16 protein-coding genes and 17 tRNA genes are annotated in these 20,267 nt (G+C 44.4%); 3 read left to right on the top strand and 30 right to left on the bottom strand.

The window, feature by feature from the left end:
• Nucleotides 1–88: 88 nt before the first annotated feature.
• The 27 genes from FYJ39_RS16335 to FYJ39_RS16205 all read right to left on the bottom strand — a co-directional run bounded on the left by FYJ39_RS16335 (nucleotide 89) and on the right by FYJ39_RS16205 (nucleotide 13,118).
• Complete coding sequence (locus FYJ39_RS16335) at nucleotides 89–364, bottom strand: hypothetical protein (RefSeq protein WP_154473501.1); 276 nt, start codon at nucleotides 362–364, stop codon at nucleotides 89–91.
• Between the two features lie 213 nt (nucleotides 365–577).
• Nucleotides 578–666 (bottom strand) — tRNA-Ser (locus FYJ39_RS16330).
• Between the two features lie 5 nt (nucleotides 667–671).
• Nucleotides 672–761, bottom strand: a tRNA-Ser gene (locus FYJ39_RS16325).
• 5 nt (nucleotides 762–766) lie between these two features.
• Nucleotides 767–853, bottom strand: a tRNA-Tyr gene (locus tag FYJ39_RS16320).
• A 42-nt stretch (nucleotides 854–895) separates the two neighbouring features.
• Nucleotides 896–984 (bottom strand) — tRNA-Ser (locus FYJ39_RS16315).
• 81 nt (nucleotides 985–1,065) lie between these two features.
• Nucleotides 1,066–1,138 (bottom strand) — tRNA-Asp (locus FYJ39_RS16310).
• Nucleotides 1,139–1,142: 4 nt separating this feature from the next.
• Nucleotides 1,143–1,213 (bottom strand) — tRNA-Trp (locus FYJ39_RS16305).
• 1 nt (nucleotide 1,214) lies between these two features.
• Nucleotides 1,215–1,289 (bottom strand) — tRNA-His (locus tag FYJ39_RS16300).
• Between the two features lie 2 nt (nucleotides 1,290–1,291).
• Nucleotides 1,292–1,365 (bottom strand) — tRNA-Arg (locus FYJ39_RS16295).
• Between the two features lie 4 nt (nucleotides 1,366–1,369).
• Nucleotides 1,370–1,442 (bottom strand) — tRNA-Met (locus FYJ39_RS16290).
• Nucleotide 1,443: 1 nt separating this feature from the next.
• Nucleotides 1,444–1,517 (bottom strand) — tRNA-Ile (locus FYJ39_RS16285).
• Between the two features lie 4 nt (nucleotides 1,518–1,521).
• Nucleotides 1,522–1,607, bottom strand: a tRNA-Ser gene (locus FYJ39_RS16280).
• Nucleotides 1,608–1,611: 4 nt separating this feature from the next.
• A tRNA-Asp gene (locus FYJ39_RS16275) sits at nucleotides 1,612–1,684 on the bottom strand.
• An 83-nt stretch (nucleotides 1,685–1,767) separates the two neighbouring features.
• On the bottom strand, nucleotides 1,768–1,992 hold the full coding sequence (locus FYJ39_RS16270; protein ID WP_154473500.1) for a hypothetical protein: 225 nt from the start codon (nucleotides 1,990–1,992) through the stop codon (nucleotides 1,768–1,770).
• A gap of 189 nt (nucleotides 1,993–2,181) precedes the next feature.
• A tRNA-Thr gene (locus FYJ39_RS16265) sits at nucleotides 2,182–2,254 on the bottom strand.
• A gap of 98 nt (nucleotides 2,255–2,352) precedes the next feature.
• A tRNA-Val gene (locus tag FYJ39_RS16260) sits at nucleotides 2,353–2,425 on the bottom strand.
• 9 nt (nucleotides 2,426–2,434) lie between these two features.
• Nucleotides 2,435–2,507 (bottom strand) — tRNA-Leu (locus tag FYJ39_RS16255).
• A 387-nt stretch (nucleotides 2,508–2,894) separates the two neighbouring features.
• Nucleotides 2,895–2,966, bottom strand: a tRNA-Thr gene (locus FYJ39_RS16250).
• Nucleotides 2,967–3,206: 240 nt separating this feature from the next.
• Nucleotides 3,207–3,280, bottom strand: a tRNA-Ile gene (locus FYJ39_RS16245).
• On the bottom strand, nucleotides 3,281–3,460 hold the full coding sequence (locus FYJ39_RS16240; protein WP_154473499.1) for a hypothetical protein: 180 nt from the start codon (nucleotides 3,458–3,460) through the stop codon (nucleotides 3,281–3,283). It abuts the tRNA gene before it with no gap.
• A gap of 426 nt (nucleotides 3,461–3,886) precedes the next feature.
• Entirely contained in the window at nucleotides 3,887–4,861 is a 975-nt protein-coding gene (locus tag FYJ39_RS16235; RefSeq protein ID WP_154473498.1) for an Rpn family recombination-promoting nuclease/putative transposase, read from the bottom strand.
• Between the two features lie 182 nt (nucleotides 4,862–5,043).
• Complete coding sequence (locus tag FYJ39_RS16230) at nucleotides 5,044–5,763, bottom strand: metallophosphoesterase family protein (protein WP_154473497.1); 720 nt, start codon at nucleotides 5,761–5,763, stop codon at nucleotides 5,044–5,046.
• 68 nt (nucleotides 5,764–5,831) lie between these two features.
• Nucleotides 5,832–6,686 carry a replication initiation protein gene (locus FYJ39_RS16225; protein ID WP_154473496.1) on the bottom strand — a complete coding sequence of 285 codons (855 nt, stop codon included), beginning with the start codon at nucleotides 6,684–6,686 and terminating at the stop codon, nucleotides 5,832–5,834.
• Nucleotides 6,687–7,424: 738 nt separating this feature from the next.
• Entirely contained in the window at nucleotides 7,425–7,787 is a 363-nt protein-coding gene (locus FYJ39_RS16220; protein WP_154473495.1) for a beta barrel domain-containing protein, read from the bottom strand.
• A gap of 115 nt (nucleotides 7,788–7,902) precedes the next feature.
• Complete coding sequence (locus FYJ39_RS16215) at nucleotides 7,903–8,538, bottom strand: hypothetical protein (protein ID WP_154473494.1); 636 nt, start codon at nucleotides 8,536–8,538, stop codon at nucleotides 7,903–7,905.
• A 210-nt stretch (nucleotides 8,539–8,748) separates the two neighbouring features.
• Nucleotides 8,749–10,284 (bottom strand): PARP domain-containing protein, encoded by a 1,536-nt coding sequence (locus FYJ39_RS16210; protein ID WP_154473493.1) that lies wholly within the window; start codon nucleotides 10,282–10,284, stop codon nucleotides 8,749–8,751.
• Nucleotides 10,281–13,118, bottom strand: a complete 2,838-nt coding sequence (locus FYJ39_RS16205) for an ATP-dependent helicase (RefSeq protein WP_154473492.1) — start codon at nucleotides 13,116–13,118, stop codon at nucleotides 10,281–10,283. Before FYJ39_RS16205 ends, FYJ39_RS16210 begins: the two co-directional genes overlap by 4 nt.
• 286 nt (nucleotides 13,119–13,404) lie before the next feature.
• Here FYJ39_RS16205 and tnpA point away from each other — a divergent pair, with 286 nt between their 5' ends.
• Nucleotides 13,405–13,806, top strand: coding sequence for an IS200/IS605 family transposase (tnpA, locus tag FYJ39_RS16200; protein WP_154473491.1), 402 nt, complete (start codon nucleotides 13,405–13,407; stop codon nucleotides 13,804–13,806).
• Between the two features lie 8 nt (nucleotides 13,807–13,814).
• On the top strand, nucleotides 13,815–14,912 hold the full coding sequence (gene tnpB, locus FYJ39_RS16195; RefSeq protein WP_154473490.1) for an IS200/IS605 family element RNA-guided endonuclease TnpB: 1,098 nt from the start codon (nucleotides 13,815–13,817) through the stop codon (nucleotides 14,910–14,912).
• 158 nt (nucleotides 14,913–15,070) lie between these two features.
• On the opposite strand, the gene FYJ39_RS16190 is transcribed toward tnpB, so the two are convergent.
• From FYJ39_RS16190 to FYJ39_RS16180, 3 genes are all read right to left on the bottom strand, one after another.
• The gene (locus FYJ39_RS16190) at nucleotides 15,071–15,442 is read right to left on the bottom strand and encodes a hypothetical protein (protein ID WP_154473489.1); all 372 of its coding nucleotides are present in this window, start codon (nucleotides 15,440–15,442) and stop codon (nucleotides 15,071–15,073) included.
• A 185-nt stretch (nucleotides 15,443–15,627) separates the two neighbouring features.
• On the bottom strand, nucleotides 15,628–16,368 hold the full coding sequence (locus tag FYJ39_RS16185) for an ATP-grasp domain-containing protein (protein ID WP_154473488.1): 741 nt from the start codon (nucleotides 16,366–16,368) through the stop codon (nucleotides 15,628–15,630).
• Between the two features lie 174 nt (nucleotides 16,369–16,542).
• A complete protein-coding gene (locus tag FYJ39_RS16180; RefSeq protein ID WP_154473487.1) occupies nucleotides 16,543–17,880 on the bottom strand; it encodes a transposase in 1,338 nt (445 codons plus the stop codon).
• 337 nt (nucleotides 17,881–18,217) lie between these two features.
• Between FYJ39_RS16180 and FYJ39_RS16175 the strand changes: the two genes are divergently transcribed.
• A complete protein-coding gene (locus FYJ39_RS16175; RefSeq protein WP_154473486.1) occupies nucleotides 18,218–20,266 on the top strand; it encodes an ATP-dependent helicase in 2,049 nt (682 codons plus the stop codon).
• The last annotated feature ends 1 nt before the right edge of the window (nucleotide 20,267 follow it).

The raw sequence follows: 20,267 nt of genomic DNA, 5'->3' as shown, positions 1-20,267 counted from the left end.
ATTTCCTCCTTGTTTGTTTCGTTCTATGGTTATTATATAAGAGTGTTCATTGTTTGTCTATCTACCTGTGGTAGACTGTTTTGAAAGTCTAAATTTCATTTGCTTGCAAGCAAAACATTTTCTTCCCATCAGAGCCGCACTGCACTAAATGAAAATCAAACAAATTGCCTTCTGTCCAAAATTCCATTGCATCGAGGATCCGCATTACGGTAGAGCGATTGATCAGACGCTCTTTTTCAAATGCAAACGGAGCAAATTCCCGATTGATAAAATTTGTGATTTCAGTGATTGTCAGAGGATTTTCTATAGTGGCATGATTTTTGAGTACATTAAGTACCAATAATGGAAACATTGTCTGATGCATGATGTTACTCCTTCCACATCAAAAAACTCCCGCCAGGGAGCCTTACATGTTTCCAAATCACTTAATGGGCACCGTGGCAGAAAATTACAGTTACGCCAATTCGTTCGCTGCCATAGTATGATCGACTACTGACACCGGACTGTCCATAACTTGATTTACCTTTATTCTGCCAAATGGTATTCATGACCTTTTCTTTCCTTTCTGTTTAATGAGCGGAGACGCTGGGATTCGAACCCAGGTGCCGGTCTTCCAGCCTGGCGGTTTTCGAAACCGCTCCCTTACAGCCTCTTGGGTACATCTCCAAAAACGCAGACGGAAGGATTCGAACCTTCGGATCAGTGAAAAACCGATCTACAGATTAGCAATCTGCCGCAATCGACCTCTCTGCCACGTCTGCATAAGTGCGCCGGGTAGGATTCGAACCTACAGTGTTTACCACATGGGTCACGGTTTTACAGACCGCTTGCTTCACCGTTTGCATACCTGCGCATATGAAGTTAAATAGTCGAAGAAAAAAAATCTCCTACCGAACGGAGCTGCTGGGATTCGAACCCAGGTGCCGGTTGCCCGACCTAGCGGTTTTCAAGACCACCCCCTTATAGCCTCTTGGGTACAACTCCTTGTCTTTATGCTATCATTATAGCAATAGGACTTATGCAAATTTGCATTATTTCCAATGATTTTGAAATTTTTTCAAAAAACGCTCCCACCGGGAGTTGAACCCGGATCTCCGCCGTGACAGGGCGATGACTTATCCGCTGAGTCCATAGGAGCAAAACAGGTCGAGCAGGGTTCGAACCTGCGACAATGGTTTTGGAGACCATCATGTTTCCACTACACCATCGACCTATGGGGTGACCGATGGGACTCGAACCCGCAAATGGCGGATCCACAATCCGCTGCTTTACCATTGAGCCACGGCCACAGTCTTCCCTGCGAGACTCGAACTCACAACCGACGGATTAGAAATCCGTTGCACTATCCGTTTGTGCTAAGGGAAGTCAGTACCACCGGTGGGACTTGAACCCACGACACTCCGCGTATGAAGCGGATGCTCTGCCAGCTGAGCTACGATGGAGTGCTGGTGGAAGGACTCGAACCTTCGACCGTTCGCATATCAGGCGAATGCTCTGACCAGCTGCGCTACACCAGCATAACGACGAGAATGGGACTCGAACCCATACAGCGATGACTCGCATACCGGATTTCCAATCCGGCTCCTTACCGATTCGGACATCTCGTCAAAACGCCTGTACCGGGAGTTGAACCCGGATCTCCGCCGTGACAGGGCGGTGACTTATCCGCTGAGTCCATACAGGCAAAAATAAAAGGACTGCCATCATGGCAATCCTCTATATTCCGATCCCTTATTAAAAATATGGGATCCATCTACATGTGTAGCATTACATCATAGATGGAAGAGTAGAATCTTTACCAATCCGGTCGTTATATTCATGCATTCTAATTTCATCACTATCATAATCGATACTGATGTCATGTCTGGACCACATAATTGAATGCATGTTCTTTACGTTCTTCATGATAAATCTTCCTTTCTTTTTTTGATAAATGGAATTGGTGGGGCTTGAACCCACAGCCTCCCGCTTGCAGGGCGGGCGTTCTACCAATTGAACTACACCCCCTTACGAATGCACCAACCGGGACTCGAACCCGGTATTGACGTCGCGCAACGATTTGTCTTCCTTAGTGATGCAAAATGTGATGCCTGGCTACCATCACTGCTGCAGTCAGTGCCGCATGCCCACGAAAGGTTAGGTGATCACAAGTCAAAAAACACAATTCCTCATTGTGAGGAAAGCCGAAGGTGGGACTCGAACCCACAACCTTCTGATTACAAATCAACTGCTCTGCCAATTGAGCCACACCGGCGAATCTTATGTATGCATTTTATCATAGTTGTACCGCGATTTCAAATTTTGAAACATTGCGGATAAGAATTTTTGATGTATTTTGATAAAATGTTTTCATGTCTGTAGAAGGACTTGAACCTCCAACCCGCTGCTTGTAAGGCAGTTGCTCTCCCAGTTGAGCTATACAGACAAAGTGTAGTACCCGCAGCGGGATTCGAACCCGCAAAATCCACATCCTGAGTGCGGGACGTCTGCCATTCCATCACACGGGTAAAATACAGGAAACGGGATTTGAACCCGTAGAAAAAACAAGGTTTGAGCTTGCCGCGTCTGCCGTTCCGCCATTGGCACAGATGGTATACTACTGCGAACTTGCCGTATGCCGGGGCGACTCCTTTTATTCTCCCTAGAGCCACTAGAGGAATGCAACCGCTCATGCGGGAAATTCCTCACAGCTCTGGGATATGCCGCAGGGACGTACCTGCGGATTTATTCTATGTTGGAGGGGGACCAAACATAGAATAAATAAGAGGTGTCCGACTATTACGGTGGTATGGGGACCGTTTGATTTTCACGAATAGCGGGAATGGGAGTCGAACCCATTATGACTGGGATATGAGCCCAGTGTGATCTTTGTATCCGTTTCACTCTCCCGCACAAGCCGATAATAGGATTTGAACCTACAACCTTATGCTTACGACGCATCTGCACTACCGTTGTGCTATATCGGCATAAAATGGAAGGTATTGTTCACGTCCTATTACTCCGTCCTACGTTTGATGCACGACGGAAACCAAGTTGTATCCCTTATAAAACCACTTGTCCAGACGTATGATGTCGGATCACTTTTACTTCCGGGAATATTCCAGAATCGCCGACTACTGCTACTCACGGCCGTGGTCTCATCTCTCTGGAAAAGTTTTTTCGCAAGGTTCATCAGCAGGTGTATGTTGCCTTGCTCTATGGGAAAATGGACCCTCTGGGACTCGAACCCAAGACCGACCGGTTATGAGCCGGTTGCTCTAACCAACTGAGCTAAAGGTCCTTATATTAGCCAGAATGGTCCACCGATCACCATACAGTGATTGTTGCGTCCAGTCTTTTTCATATCCGTTCTGACCTGGCAGTTGGCTGCATAGATGCGGTTCTTGGATGTGGTGGTTGCGGATGACTCATTGTCATCGCGGTTCTGCAATTTGAATCTCTGAAGTTCCAATGCAGTCATGAATGGATCTTCTTCATTGCGTTTGCGGCAATGACGGTAGACCAAACATCCGGCTGCTCCAGCAATTGCTGCGCCTATCAGGGCGCCTCTCTTTTTCTTTCCCATGTACATTTGTCAAGGGTAATGAATGCAGTTTTGCATTGCGATTTTCCTTGACCCTCCTTTCCAAAATGACCTGCTCATATGATGGCAGGCGGTGAATGGTTGCATGACCTGATGGTACAAAGATACCAATCAGTGTCGTGCCAATTATGATATGAAATCGAGTAAAAATGGCACAAATGAAGATCTGCCATATATGGCAGTTTACCTACAAAATCTACTATTCAGAGGGGAGTCGCGGCGCTTTTATCACACAAAAAAGAGACTCCCTATTACTAGGAAGCCTCTTCGATCAAATTTCTGGCCAAAAATTTGATTTCATCTCTACGTGGCTGTCTTATTTTCAGACTGCCACTGCTTGTAACTGGACCTTTCTTCTTCGGAAAAGTCCAGTGCATCCATCGCCTCTGAAATAGACATACCTGTCTTTTTCATCAGCTTTTCCAAAGACTGGTATCGTCCCTGTTCCAGACCTTTCTCCATGCCTTTCTCCATGCCCTCTTTTTCAAAGGCGTCCAAAAGACTACACATCTTGACTTCTCCTTTCTGGGATTCGTCAATCATGAACTGTTTGAAATCCCGATACCGTTTGTCACTTGTAAAGGTATGGAAAAATTCCATCAGTTCGCCGATATGATCCCATGTTTTGTTATTATTATACATGATTTTCTTTTCATTGCCAAGTCTTTTAGCTCTGAAAAATTCTGCCACGATTCGGAAGTCGCTTTGAAATTTAGCGATCATTTCCTCTTCCAAAAACGCCACTTGTACCAGATTGATTTTGTAATCTGGCACATATGGTTTTAATTTTTCAGGCAGATGCATCATTTCGTGCAGCGTGGTTGGACCTGTCCATGGTGTTGTCCCAAAGTACAGAACCAGCGTCACTGCTGGATAAATTTTTTGTTCCGGCCAGATTTCTTGTGCAAATTGAGGTTCATGTTCTTCTGCTTGATTCTGCGCTTTCATTTCACGAATGCATTTTTCGTACGATGCATAGTCATATCCCATGCTTCTTACTGGCATTACATAGTTGATTGCGGTCTGATTTTCCAGACCGTACAGCGCGTATGTTACATTGTTACGAACATCCATTTTCACCACGTCTCTGTCCTTCTGGCCTAAATTGCCTTCGGCTGCTTTGTAGACGCTTGCTGTTGGTCCGTCAACCAAATTATTTGGTTGCACTACATTCTCTCCCTGATATATCAACACGTTGAATATGTCAGCAAAAACATCTCCATAATCCTCTAAGAGTTTTTCGACTTTATCAGGGCTGCTTTTCTTTTGTTTTCCCATCACTATTTCCACCTCCTTTCCTGGGATTGGAGGTGCCTAAGGCTCCTCCGCTGTTGTCGCAGAGGCATATGCCTCAGATAAAACCAAATGTATTCCATGATTGATCATGCTCAAATACCTTTGATTCTATGAAATAATTATGGGTTTGGACATATTAGGACAACACTTACGTGATCATTTGTCTATTCTTCTACAATCGCATGATCTTCCCAGAATACAGACTCAACATGAAACCAATGTTTTTCAATAACCATGGCCGACAATTTATAACCAAATATACAGCCCGTATCAAGATTGATGACGCCTGTTTGGGGTAAAGGATGCTTTTTTCGACTGTCAATTACCTTCATCTGATGCATTCCATCCTGGTAGTTGACTTCCAACACTGGCGTATGCCCACAAATCAGCAATTTCCCCTGATACCAACCATCTTCTGCTACGCTGCGATCCCACAACAATGTATCTTCAGATGTATATTTCAGTCCACGTTCATCAATCCCGGCATGTACGCAAATGAATGTATCGGTCTCATAATAATATTTTAAGGATTGTAACCACGGTTTGACACTGAAAATTTGCGTACCATTTTTCTTAAATGAGGCTACGGTTTCTCTGCCGCCATTTTGCTCCCATAACGAGCAGTAATTGAGAGAAGCTGGATGGTTTTGTAACGCTTCCAGCATCATCTCTTCATGATTGCCACGGAGGACAATGCAGCGATCTCCCATCGCTTTCTGCAGTTCAATGATATACATGATGGTTTCATACGCATATGGGCCACGATCGATGTAATCGCCAAGAAAAATCAATCGGTCACGTCTTTGATCAACCTCTATTTTCTTCAGTAGTTTGACAAGCTGTGGCAAACACCCATGTATATCTCCAATAATGACTGTTTTCATATTCACACACCCTTTCTTAGCAGTGTATTATTTGTCTTATTTTAGTGTATTTTCCATTGTTTGGCAATCTATGAAACTGACAGTAGCTCATATTTCTGTTTTGCCATATTGTAACGATATGCGCCCATCCAATCTTCATCATAGTTCATCGCAGATACTTCACTGGGCTTTAATTGATGAAACTCCATATAAGATTCCAGTTCCGGAAGTCCTGGTTCACTATAAATGGAAAATGATAAACTGGATACCCGACGCTCTTTTTTATTTTCGATAAATTCCACCCGAATATCTGTCCATGTGTTGATCGCCTCAATGGCTGGCAGCAGATAATTGCGCTTCAGATGCTTGTAATCACATTGTTTGTCTCCGGTCAAGAGGATGGTTAGATCTTCCACCCCGTAATTAAAACTGCCCATACCGGCATACCGACAAAAAAATGGATATAAAATAACCGCGGCGGATGTTTTTAACCGATTGAGATATTTGAGTTTCACAACGGTAAAACTTTTTTGTAATTCGGAGCCAAAATACATCCCCAGATCTGTGTTAAAGCGAATCCACATGGAATCATTCTTAAGGTCCACTGCCATGGTTTGGATCCAGGTAAACGAGATATATTTATCACCGTCTTCCGAACAGATCTTGAACGGTTGTAACATCACGTTCTGAATGACATCGCACACCTTTTTCAGATTATGTGAAAAGTTCCGATTCTTGTCTTTTGTGTATCCAAGAGCTTCACAAAGCTCCGAAGGTCTTAATTTTACAGTATCAAATACGCCCGGTGTTTCTGAATTGCATTTCCAGATCAAATATAGGAGTGCTTTTGTGGCAATCGGCGATAAAAAGCACCCGGTTAATGGCATGATGCCGTATTTTGCAATCGTATTTGCTTCAAACAATTTGTAATCCTCATTCGTCATAACGTGCCTCTTTTAACAGTAGAATGCCTGCATTGTATCAAATCGGTAGCCTGGCATCAAACTCTAAACTTTGCGGATATGAAATTGCCGCCGATTTTCAAAAAGCGGTCATCGAATCAACAACAGCTTGCTGTTTGGTCTGTGTCATGGGATGATACTACTCTGATGAAACTGTACCGTTCTAAGATGTGACAACCTCAAACAACACTCACTGTTTCCATCGGAATTTTGACTTTGAGATAACCGTACTGACTACCACACAGATTACAGTTGGCAACTCTTAGTTCTCACAAATAACCTACATGAATTTTCTCCCACACAGATTACTGCCGCTCAGCAATTCTTTTCACCTTTTAGAGGTAGTCATTTTGATTTATCAAAGTGTGCTACTTTATAAAGACTGTTTATAAAGACTGTTTACAGTGAATTTTTGAAAGTGCGAAAAAGCCTGTAACCATGCGGGTTTGAGGGCTGTCAAAAAATTGCGAAAGGTCCATGTTTTTACGCGAAGGGTCCATAAAAATACGCTTGAGGTCCATAAAAATACGCCAAAACCACAAAAATAGCAGGTGGAAACGAAGTGTTTTGATGATACTGTCGGCGTATTTTTGTGGACTTTTCGAGTGCAATAAAAGGTCAATTCTCTTATCCGCAGAATTACTGAAAGTTTACGGATATGAAAAAAAGCACCAGTTTATACTGATGCTTTTTGATGAATGACTGCAAATTTTGTTCTCCTTATGTCCTGTTCTTTCTTTCCTCATCGCCTCGTTTCATTGCGGTTGCAATATCTCGCAGGACCGGCAGGCTGTATTCGGAAATGGCGTAATGGTGTGCCCGAATATATTCCAAAAGCTCTTTCGACTCCTTGTACTCATTTGCCTCCTGACGTGTGAGAAACAAAAGTGGATGAAAATCGAGATTGTCTTTGTCCATCAAATAATGACCATTCGGTGCCTCCATGTATTGCGTGCCGCCGGCAACCGTCACATATTTTCGTCCAACCTTTACAATTTCAATGGGTGTAATGCACCCATAGTTACTGCGGGATCTGGAAAATCCATACGCCAATGTTCCAACCTTAAATTTTTGAATGTCCATTTTTTCTCCTTGATACTTTCATTTGTTTTTTATAAATGCATTTTATTCATCTCTTCTGGATGCCTATTGCTTACGGCTTAATTATGATGGCACATTTAGAAGATTCCCTCATCTTTTATGCTTCTTTTCTCAACATACGTTTTTTCTGAGCAATTTGATTAACCCTGGACATAAACTGTTTTGGGATCCAGAATACCGTCACAAGTGTTCTGTCTGCAAAGAGATATATTTTGTCTCCGTAAAGACGCAGATTATTGATATCTGTGTTCTTTCTGGTCACTGCCTCTAACCATTTTTTGAGATTGCCATTCGTTTCTTCTGGCGTAATGCCATCTAAAAATACCCTTTCAGCCATTCGCTGTTTGCTTTTCTTCTTAAAGCCGCAACGCTCTTTCATTCGTTGTTTGGAATGCGTTGTTAAAATCACGCTACTAGGATCTGAGATGCATTCCAGTTTTGAGATCGTATAGTCCTGATCCGGCTCCTCAAAGAACGCAATTCCATCCGTCTCCCAAGATTCGGATTCTACGGCATGATCTTTTAAGGTGTTCTCATCCGGGAACATAATGATACGTTCCTCGTTAGAAAGAGAAACGCCCAGGACCATCAAATCTTCTCTGGTAAAACCGAGTGCCTCCAATTGTTTTTGTGTCTCCGCAGGGTTATCCGATGATGTTTGAATCGCTGCTATCACGCTGCGTAACAGATCCTCCATTCTCTCCGCAGATAAAGTGGTGTTGTTTTTGTTCATATTCTTTTCTTAAAAGCTCCTTTCGTTTCCTCAATTTGATAATTCCATTGTACGGGGTGCGTTTTCCCATCGCAAAAAATCAAAGTCTGCGGATATGAAAAAACACTTTATAACGGTCAAGTAAATTATGCAAAGTGATCTTATGGAAAAGAAAGGTGATGTACGTTTTTTCATGAAAAAAGCGCCCGAATTTCGGACGCTTTCAATGGATTATTTCGTTAAATCGAATTCACACAGATACTGAATGGCCATCTGGTCTTCCCGGTAAAAGATGATTTCGTCATTTAACAGCATACCCTTGTCTGCTTTTGCATGTACGCAATCACAGCCAGGATACTCTTTTTGCAAACGTTGATAGTTAAAGCCGTTCCAGCTGCCACTAAAAGAATACACCTCATGCGGTGTGCCATAAGCGGTAGCGTAAAGCGCCATAATGGCAGTGTTTTGGGATTCCCCTGTCCATTTTCCAGCAGAGGTGTAACCCCAGGATTTTAAGGACTGCGGAGCAAAATACACACCGTTTCCAAACATCTTTCCGGTAATCATCGCATCCGGATTTAACAACAATCCTTTCTGCATAATGGAAAACCAGTTGGCATTTCGACTGCCATGCCAGAACATCTTCACTTCCGGATCCTTTCCGTCGGCGGTCTGATGGTCTTTTATGTAGTTGTCAAACTGTGTCTGTGTGCGTAAGTTTTTCACACGGTACACGCGTTTCAACTTTGTTTTTAAGCTATCATTCAACCGCTCTTTCACAGCTGATGTCTGCTCGTCGGTAGCCACTTCCACTTCCAGACCAAGGCGTTCCAGCAGATTTTCACCAGGCTTCTCTCCGTCACCTGCGATATGAATCTGACCTTCCATAATATCCAAAAGTTCTGCCTCGCGGATCAAAATGGAAGCATAGTCTTTTGTTACTGCAGCTAACATACCGCGCACTCCCTTTTTGCGGTCAATGTTTCGCGGAATGATATGCATCAGGTTTAAGAGGTTTTTATTGAACTCCTCCAGCGTCTGACTGCTTCGCATGGCGTTGAGTGCATCATGGGCCTGTTTAATCATGGCCTCGGTAACGTCGGTATAGGACACCGTATAGTTTTCCTGAATAGCCATTTCCGCAAAACGCATTAAGCGTTCGATCAGTTCAGCAACGACCTCATCCGGAATACCACTGACATCAGACTCTGTATTTTTCTTACGGATAATCTTCACACTATGGCATTCCGATTTATCCTGGTAGCCCTCCATCAGTTTTTCCATGATACGAATCCCAAACATATAGTCCGGATGTGTCTTTGGAACTACGACGTTTCTGGAACGGCGGCCAAAGCCCTGTTTAGCCCCAATGTCACCGGTTGTGGCTCCCCACTCTCCGGCTCCAAGGTCGGAGGTCTTGTAGCTTTTATTGATGTTGCGGGCCGGATCCACTAAAATCAGATAGTGGTCCGGAATGCGTTCTGTTCTTTTTGTAAATGCAATGCCCGGCCGCATTCCTCCTGGGACACGGTCTGTTAAATAAAGACCTTCCTCTCCCTGCGCTGTTACCAATGTGTGAAGAATCGTAGTATCATTCCATACCTCAATGGTTGCAGGTTTATTTTTTTCATACACTGTTGCGATTGCATTGGCAAGGATGGTGCCGTATTCATAAGCGGTGCATTCCGTGGAACCGTTTGGCTCCACGGAAATGTCCGGCAATGTCACTTCAGTGATGGTATCGTTTTGAAAAATTTTCGCGATCATGCTACTGTTTTTCCTTTCGTTTTCTTCTCTGGTACTGGTTCTGTTGGGAACGGGGTATCGGTAACATTACAGCTCTCGATGAGAAACTGATTGAGTGCCCGAGTATCGTTCGCCTTCGAACCATAAGCGACTGCCTGTCCAATGATGTACAGCTTCTGTTCTGCTCTGGTCGCAGAAACAAACAGAAGGCGTCTGCGCTCTTCAAAATCAGGCGAGTTAAAGCGGCAGCCAAGTTCCTGGATATGGTATTTCGCAAGGTTGTTAATCACAACTGGCCATTCTTTACCCTTTGAGGAATGAGCAGTGGTTAAAACAACGCCAGGATAAGACTGCTCTCGTTTGCAAACCTGGTCGGTTCCGTACACCTCAAAGAGGCTGCAGAACTCCAGCATTTTTTCCAGATTCTCTTTCTGCATCACCATTTCAACGAATTTCTGATATACCTCATCTCCGTTATCGATGGCGTCCAAAAGAGCCTTAAACATCGGGATCTGTGCTTCATCCGCTGCCTCTAAAAGAGCATTGACGTCAGCATCCAGCTCTGTGATGCCGATAAGGATCTCCTCGTCGGTACGTTCCTGCAGCAATTCACCATCCAGTTTCGCATTGAGATACACCATAGCGTTTCTGGTTGCATCCGGATCGGAGATGAATTTTACTAAGGAAAGCGCTGCAATCACTCTGGAATTTTCAAGCATCGGTTCCGGATTCAACATGATCCATGGAATCCCCGCTTCAGTCAGCATGGTACCGATTTTTAACAGCTCCGTGCGTGTATAGGTGATATAGGCAATATCCTCATATGCCGTTCCATTTTCATGTTTCTGCTGAATGGCTTCAACGGCAAATTTTTCGTCTTCACCACGTTTCCAGAACACACGGACACTGACATCCGGGCCATCGTCCTTGACAGCGACCAGATCTTTCTCCACACGGTTTTTGTTCAGGCCATTGATCTGATTTGCAAATTCAATGATCTGCGGTGTGGAACGGTGGTTCTCCATCATATCGAATTTTTGACCTTGTGTTCCCAGCTTCTCGAAGAAGTGGATAATGTACTCAGGACTTGAACCGCGGAAAGCAAAGATACTCTGGGAATCGTCTCCCACGACCATAAAGGATTTGAAAGACGGAGTATCAATGAGTCTCTTCAAAAGCTCAAACTGCAGTTCGTTTGTGTCCTGAAACTCATCGACGATGATGTGTTCATAACCATACTTTTCGAAGTAGTCTGGATGTTTTTTCAGGAGTTCAAATACCAGTAACTCCTGGTCGGCGTATTCGATTAAATTCTCTTTTTTGAGAATCTCATCGTATTTGTCGTACAGATCCATAAGCTCTGGTGCTGTATTGAATCGATGCATATAGGTGCAGAAGCCGGTTGGCATCAGTCTATAAAGAATGGATGGATCACAACCGACAAGCTGTTCCTTCTTAATGATTTCGAACGCCTTTCTGGTAACGGATAAGGCGCCGCGACAAGTTCTCATGTTCACATAGAAATTGCGGTAATCAAGACCAGGGATGATCGTGTCACGCAAAAGCTCTGCGATAATAGCACTCCGCTCGATTTCATCAATCAGCTTCGGCACTTCTGAAAATCCAAGCTCTTCGTAGTTCTCCTTGACGATCTGATAGCCAAAGGCATTAAAAGTCGTTGAGGTCAGCTTGGAAATATCAGCGTCGCAGCCTAAGTCATCGGCGTACTGCTGAATACGTTCGCTCATCTCTGCCGCTCCTGTGTTCGTAAAGGTCAGCATACAGATTTTGTCCGGGCGCTTTGTCTCAGCAATGATATTTGCGGTACGCAGTGCAATACTGGTTGTTTTTCCGGCACCAGCGCCGGCATTCACGCAGGCAATGCCATCGCGAAAATCAACTACCGCCTGCTGGGTAGGTGTCAGCTTCACGTCTTTTACAGAACGTGTCGCGCCATGCTCTTCAGCTTCCAGTTTTGTCGGCGGTTTGGTGTAATGGCAGATTTCATAGAAATCACAGCCAACGCAGCCGCCGCCAGTCACCTGTTCTCCATTTACAAACTCCTCGAACTGAGGCTGAAACAAAAGGTCCAGTTCCGTTTTTCCGTTTGCCTTATACTCCTCCCACAGCGTTACAATATTGCCGGCCCCCTTATTCTCAAAGAAATCGGTATCGAATGTTTTGGTGGCGGAATTGTCGCTGTTTTTACGCAGGTAATAGTAGGAGGCACAGATATTGATATCTTTCTCATCCGGGCCTACCAGACTACGGGCATACTGGAGCATCGCATACAGCTCCAAAGACTGCATCATGCCGGCATCTTTTGCCTTGCTAGTCAGGGATACATTCGGTTTGCTGCATTTGATTTTTACAACCTCAATGTACTTCTTAGGGATTGTGTAGGTACTTTTCTTTTTCCCAACCACTTTCGTGTACGGAAATTCTTTTACGCCGGTAAAAATGTAATCCGGTTTCACTTTGACATTGAATAAGTCAAATGGCCGCACAGTTTTAATCGGCGCCACCTCAGGGACACGATCTTCACAGTGGACATAGCGCATGATCTGGCGATATGCATCTGCCGCATGAAGTTTTGCGGTCTCTGCGGATGGATAATTCATCTCCATGAACTTCATTTCCAGGGTTGCCTCGATTTCCTCATCGGTTGCCACCTTGAAAAGACGCTTGCGGATCATCTCTTTGATCAGAACCGACTTTTCATAAACATTTTCTACGCCCTTGGCGTCCTTCAGAGACAGATTTCTTTCTCGACGCATATTGCATCGGTTGTAGCCCTGTAACTCTCTCGAAGTCAAAGTACGCTGTGTTTTTTCAGTTGCATTGTTGTTTTCCATTGTTACCTCCTATATGTCTTATATTTTTCGAGAAAATTATGGGTCTGGATTGCGTCTCGCTAGGATGAAGGCAGGTGGTATCAGCTTCATTCGACATGCTGCCATTCTCACAACACGAAAAAAAGAGCCGCATCTGCAGCTCTTAGAAAGTGTGGTCGTTGGCTCTTATAATACATCCGGGCGAGAAAACCCATGATTTTAATCGTGGGATGACAACCCGCTTTTCTTTTCATTATGCGTAGATGTATATATTGCATTCATCTACACTCTGTTGTATAATAGTCTCATGAAGAACGAGTATAAACATACAAAAACAACCGTATCACTGCTCAACTACCACTTTGTGTTTTGTCCAAGATACCGAAGGAAGATATTCAACATCCCAAAGGTTGAGGACAGATTCAAAGAACTTACCCTTGCCAAATGCGAAGAATGCGGTATCGAAGTTTTGTCTCAGGAATGTCATATCGACCATGTACACATGTTTGTCAGCGCACTTCCTGCCATGAGCATTCCGACCATCATGCAGCAGATCAAGGGTGCGACTTCCGTGGAACTAAGAAAGGAGTTCCCACAGTTGAAGGCAATGCCGAGTCTTTGGACACGCAGCTATTTCGTCAGCACCGCCGGCAATGTAAGTTCCGAAACTATCAAATGGTATGTAGAGACACAGAAAACAAGACCGTAGGAGCATCTATGCAGAAAGGTATTAAATTCAGAATCTACCCAAACAGAACACAAAAGGACCTGATCGACCGGACACTCGGCTGCTGCAGACTTATCTACAACAAAGGACTGGCGATGCGTGATGAAGCCTATAAAAACGGCAATCCCATCGGATACTCCAAGACCTCTGCCATGCTGACTGAACTGAAACGGTGTGAGGACTATGCTTTTCTGAAAGAGGTGGATTCTATTGCATTACAGCAATCCCTGCGTGACCTTGACAGAGGGTTTGTAAACTTCTTTCAGAAACGTGCTTCCCATCCTGCATTTAAAACTAAGCACACCCCTCATCAGTCATACAGGACTGTCAATCAGGGGAACAGCATCCGGATTGAAGGAAAGTATATCAAACTCCCGAAACTCGGATATGTAAAGGTCAGGAAGTCTATGGAGACGGGACACATCAACAATGCGACTGTTACAAGAACACCTACCGGGAAATATTTCGTGGTTCTTAACGTGGACTTTGAGCCGAAAGTAATCGAAAACAGCGGCAAAAGCATCGGTATTGATGTCGGCATCAAAGCGTTCTACTCAGACAGCAACGGGGATACCGTACCAAATCCGAAGTATTTTGAAAAGTCAATGAGAAAACTCATTCGTGAGCAGCTCAAACTGTCAAGGAAGCAGAAAGGATCCAATAACCGTAATAAGCAGCGTATCAGGCTTGCCCGGGTTCATGAAAAGGTTACAAATCAGAGAAATGATTTCTTGCAGCAGCAGTCTACCATGCTGATCCGTGAAAACCAAACGATCTGCATCGAAGACCTGAAGGTAAGAAATATGATTCGTAATCATAAGCTGGCACAGCACATCGCTTCTGCATCATGGAGCCGCTTTTTTGATATGCTTTCCTATAAGGCTTTATGGTACGGGAATACGGTTATAAAGGTACCGGCCATGTATCCGAGCAGTCAGACTTGTTCCTGCTGCGGATACAGGAATCCACTGGTAAAAGACCTGAAGGTTCGGGTATGGGAGTGCCCGGATTGCCATACCGTGCATGACAGGGATACCAATGCGAGCATCAATATCCTAAACAAGGGACTTGAGATGCTTTCAGCATAAACACAATGAAACTGTACCGTAGGACATACGGAAACAGTATAATCAACGCTTGTGGACACTGTGTAAGCCATTGTCATGCCATTAGCATGCGTCAATGCAGTAGTGGTGGAAGCAAGAATCCCATTGCTTTAGCTATGGGAGTGTCAACATTATGAAGTTTAGCCCGGCATGGAAATGGGTGCATACTGCTCCACAGACAGATCCGGAATCATGTAAACTCTGTTTCTGCTAGAGTTTTCTGAATGATTTGGCAACAGTCCGCAAAGGAACCCGCCGTTTACACGTTTAGCCGGCATGATATTTTCGAACTGTCGCTCTTTCTTAATTTTGATCCAGTACCATCCGGTCTTTTCTGTTGGCTTTCCGTCCGTCATATTCTTCCACATTGGGCCGATGGCGTAATTGGAGATAATCGCCGTCAGTTCCTCTCTTACCTCCGGCATCATCATCTTCTGCGATTTCATAACGGCATCGAGAATCAACTGCTTAAAAATTTCCGGTCCTACCTGTACTACTGTGTTTTGTGTCATGACACTACCTCCCTTACTCACGTTTCTATGCTTTGGTCTAATTATGGCCTTGGATGCGGAAGAATTGGTTTTAGAAAAAAAACAAACGAGCCTCATCATAGATGAAGCTCGTTGGTGTTTCATAACGGATACTTACGTGATCGTTTCAGGGAGAATGAATGTGTGCTTATGATCGTTTGTCCTCATTATTGTTCAATGTTGTAACGCAGCCCTTCTTCCAGCATATTGGGAATATCCTGATCACAAAATCCATAGAGTCCGCAGCTGACAAACGGATGAACCTCCAAAATGACTGTATCTACTGTATGGTCTTTTTGGCAAATGACAGCCACATCCATGGTGTATGCTCCCGGTCTTTTTGCATCTTTTTTGTAGTCTTCTACCATCCGTAGAATCTTTTGCGGGTTTGGAAACGCCAAAGGCGATCCAAGATATGGCTGAACTCCTAAAATCTCGTCATGATATACGAACACACGAAATTCTGACCGAATATTTACCCATTCACTAATCAGATACTGGCCAGCCGGTAATGTAGACGGATACGGGATACGCCCATCATATAAGGCTGAATTGAACGTTTTAAGTTTGCTGACGTTTTTTACAAAATATTTCATGGATGTATGTTCATAGCTCGACAGCCGGTCGCAGTCTGTAAAAAGATAGCTGCGGCCCAAATATTCCTTGGTCCTTAAGACTTCCGGCACTTCGATTGGTGTCATGGATTTCCCGTAATAGGCCTGAAGCCATGCTTCTACAAAGGGAATGTCTCCGACCGGAAGAAATTCGGATCCATATGCCAAGGGATTGGTATCGATTTTGTATTGTGAAACGCTTAACAGAGCATCTCTTTTTAAGATTTTTTCAAGCAAAGTGTTGTCAGGCTCTGGCGGGGTGGTTTTCTGCAACAGCCAATTTCTCTTTCTCATATTTTCCTCCTCGTTTGAATTTTCCTCTATTGTATTAGTTAGACTCTCTGGATGCAAAAGTGAAGCCTCACACGACTAAAGTCACGTGCTTCCCATCAAAACAGCCGAAGCTGTTCGTAGTCCCTTTAGGGGACGGGAACTGCGTTTCTACACATACAGCCTGAACTCAGAAACTTATGCGGCATGCACAAGCTCCGCATTCAGGTTAATTAACGTAGACCACGTGCAGGTGCTTCTCTTAGCCGCCTGAGGGACTTTTGCCTCAAGTGCCAACCTCTCCCTCGCGGGCAAGGATTTTAAGCTCTCTCTGATGAAATACCGGCTTCCAATGTTATAGGAAGCAGACAGGTCGCAGTTGTAAACCTTGCCGTTTTGGAACCGGCACAGACTGTAGGTAGGCAGTTCTGCTTCTTTGCCTCGCAGGATCCTGCCGCTTCCGTCATAGGCAAGCCGGCTCGTTCCCCAAGCACAGATGTGACTGATACGCATCCCAAGCCGGTGTGCTTTATCCGTTACCATAGACTGGACATACTGGCTTCTCCAGAGATGAAGCCGCTGCTTCTTGGAACCACGCTTTCTGCCGGTAAGGTCCAGGTGTTCAAATGCGATCGCATCGGCATTGTAAAGAGCGGCGACGTCCATAATGAAGTGCGCTGTCTTTACTGCGATATCCCGGTTGATTCCTTTTGCCCTGGCCCAAAGTCTTGGTGTTCTGTGGTTTCCATGCTGCTGGGCCTTTTTTATCCGGTTTATGGCATGCGTCAGAGAGTCGTATTCTTTCGGCAGCCTGCAAAAATGTCTGCCTAAGATCGTGCCGTCTGCACGCATGACGGAAACCGTTGCCGCAGCGTTAATCCCAAGGTCAACAGCCAGGATTGTCTGGTTAAATACATTGGTGTCAGGGAGCTTCACTGTCTCCTCAAACGGAAAATCCAGAAACCACTCCTTGCCACGCTTCTGCAAAGTTGGAGCACATTTCTTCCGCGAGGTACATCTGTGGTTGATATAGTCCATGTCCGATTTCCGGACGCGGACGGTCAGCCAGTCCCAGGTATTGCGGAGAAAGACTTTGATCTTCATCTCGTAATCGCCGGACTGCTCGTACATGACCGTCCGGTACATAGATGGATAGACATAGCCGGCTTTCGGGAAAGACGGCTTTCTGCCTCTGACTTTTGGATCCTCAGCTTCCCAGTTGATCAGATTGCTCTGGTAAGAATATACCTTTCCCAGAGCTTCGCTGATAGCGCTGCGTCTTAGGTAACTGGGGAACTTGTAAAACTTCCGGTCAAATGCCGGATACTTGACCTCCGGATTATCCTTGGTCTGGTGACACAGGTGTTCCACATACTGCTGACGGACCAGTTTCTGGTCAGTGAGTATAATGTTACTCCACTCATCCAGACACACTCCAATCAGGAAGTCCACGGCAGCCCGATACAAAGAGACCGTTTCCTTAAAGATATGGTTGTAATGTTGGATTTTCACGCTGTAAGTAGAAAACAGCTTCATATCGGACTGCCTCCTTCCTGATTATGATATAGCAATGGTAACAAAATCTGTTATCTCAAACAAGAAATCGAGACTTGCGGATAACAAAAAGCCACATTTTACAAAAACCTTACCGCCTAACTCACGACTGAAGTCACGAGTGTGCGGCGGTTAAGCATCAAAATATTGCGGATATGAGTTTTTCATATTTTTTATGTCTGATCTCACCGCGCTTTCTCAATTTTCTTCCTTAGAAAAAACACTCTTTTTCATATCCGTAAACTTCCAAAATTGTGAAATGGATATTTCTTTTGTACAATACAAAGACACAAACTAAGTATGTAAGGGGTGTAATCAAATGCAAAAAAATCTCGCTCAGGAAGAAGCGATTCAAACACATAATGGCCAGGTCCTGCTGATTAGCTGCCCTGGTTCCGGTAAAACTACTACAATGATCCGAAGAATTAAGGCTATGATCGACGCAGGCATTGATGCTGCTACGATTGTTATGGTGACTTTTACGGATGCAGCTGCGAATGAGATGCGTGCTCGCTTTCAGAAACAGTATGGGGATTGTGCGGCAACCTTTTGTACCATCCACTCATTGTGCTTGAAGACTCTGATGGCGTCTTCAGATGTGCCGCTTAAGATCATTTCCGCAGAAGATCAGTTTTGTAAGATCAAAGATTGCATGAGACAGGCTCGTATTCCGATTGCTGCATATGCTGCAAAAGATGTTTTGATGGATATCAGCGCTTTCAAAAACAGCGAGGTGACTATGCAGTCCTTCAAACCGGCCACGCTGAGTGCGGACGAATTTGCTAGACTTTACCCACTCTACGAAGACAGTAAGCAAACTTCTGGTATCATTGATTTTGACGATATGCTCTGCTTATGCCGTGAAAAATTGCAGTCAGATATCAAACTCCTTTCCGCATTGCAGAATCGCTATCGGTATATCATGTGTGACGAATATCAGGACACAAACTCCGTGCAAAAAGATATTTTATATCTCTTGGCAGGAGACAACGGTAATTTATGTGTCGTTGGGGATGATGATCAGTCGATCTATGGTTTCCGTGGCGCCACACCGGGTATCATGTTAAATTTCAAAAAGGATTTTCCAAACGTGCATGAGATCCACATGGACACCAACTACCGCTCCAGACCTCAAATCATCCAAATGGCAAAAAACCTTATTGAGCATAACAATGAGCGTTTCAAAAAGGACATTAAGGCTGCCAGAGATGGTGAGGGAGAAGTGATCGTGCATACTTCTGAACTGCGTGAAAATGAGCTGGAATACCTGGTTAACACCATTCGCGAACAGCTGAAAAACGGAGTGGATTCGAAACAGATCGCTATTTTAGCCCGTACCAACCTGCAGCTGGAAGATTTGGCTGCTGCATTATCCAAATATGGTATCTCCTATTCTGCCGGTGAAGCGATCAAAGACAGCTATGAGCACTTCATTTTCCGTGATATTTTCTCGTACCTGAATTTAATCAATGGTAACTGGAACATGGATGATTTTCTCCGGATCCTGAATCGCCCGAATCGTTATTTGAAAGAAGCGAACTTCCGGGCCATGACAGAATTTACAGAAAATGCCTTGGTGCAGGCAGCAAGTAAACAAACGCATTACAAGCAAAAGGCCGTGGATGTGGTATTAGAGATGTTTTACCATATTCAGGCTTTACGAAATCAATCGTTGTCCTCTCAGGTATCAGGTATTATGCATCGCCTCGGATATTATGCCTATATCAGTGACTACGCTGAAAAGGCTGAGATTGAGGAATCTCTGCTGCTCAGTAAATTGGATTTCTTTCTGGCGGAATCCATAAAGTATCAGAATCCGCAGGAATGGTACAAAGCTGCACAGGCACATGTGTATGCTCATCGCCAGACTTTAAGAGCCAAGTCAGAAAACGGTGTGAATCTGGCTACCATGCACCGGGCAAAGGGCCTCGAATGGGATATCGTGTATATCGTTGATTGTTGTAAAAACACGATGCCGAGCAGCAAGGCCGAAACCAGTCTCGAATTAGAGGAAGAACGTCGTCTCTTCTATGTTGCGATGACGCGGGCAAAGGAAAAGCTATATTTGCTGAATTACTGCAAGAAAGAGGGGAAGAAAGGGAAAATTACAGACGTGGAACCGTCTTTGTTCCTTCACGAGATCAAAACAGATAAGTATGCAGAACGCCTCAAACAAGAGGAGCTGGACGCAAAGCGTAAGCAAAATATTGCGAATGCATCAGAATTCCTAGAAGGATCTCCGCTCTTCTTTTCGATTGGAAAAACTGTCACACATAAAACATATGGTACAGGTATTGTGACTCAGAAAAATATGGCTTGTATCATTGTAAAATTTGAACGCGGTATCAAAATGTTCCCACTAAAATAAA

Origin of the sequence: Clostridium porci, from assembly GCF_009696375.1 — a bacterium.
Lineage (GTDB): Bacteria > Bacillota > Clostridia > Lachnospirales > Lachnospiraceae > Enterocloster > Enterocloster porci.
This window is presented reverse-complemented; position numbering and strand designations above follow the sequence as displayed.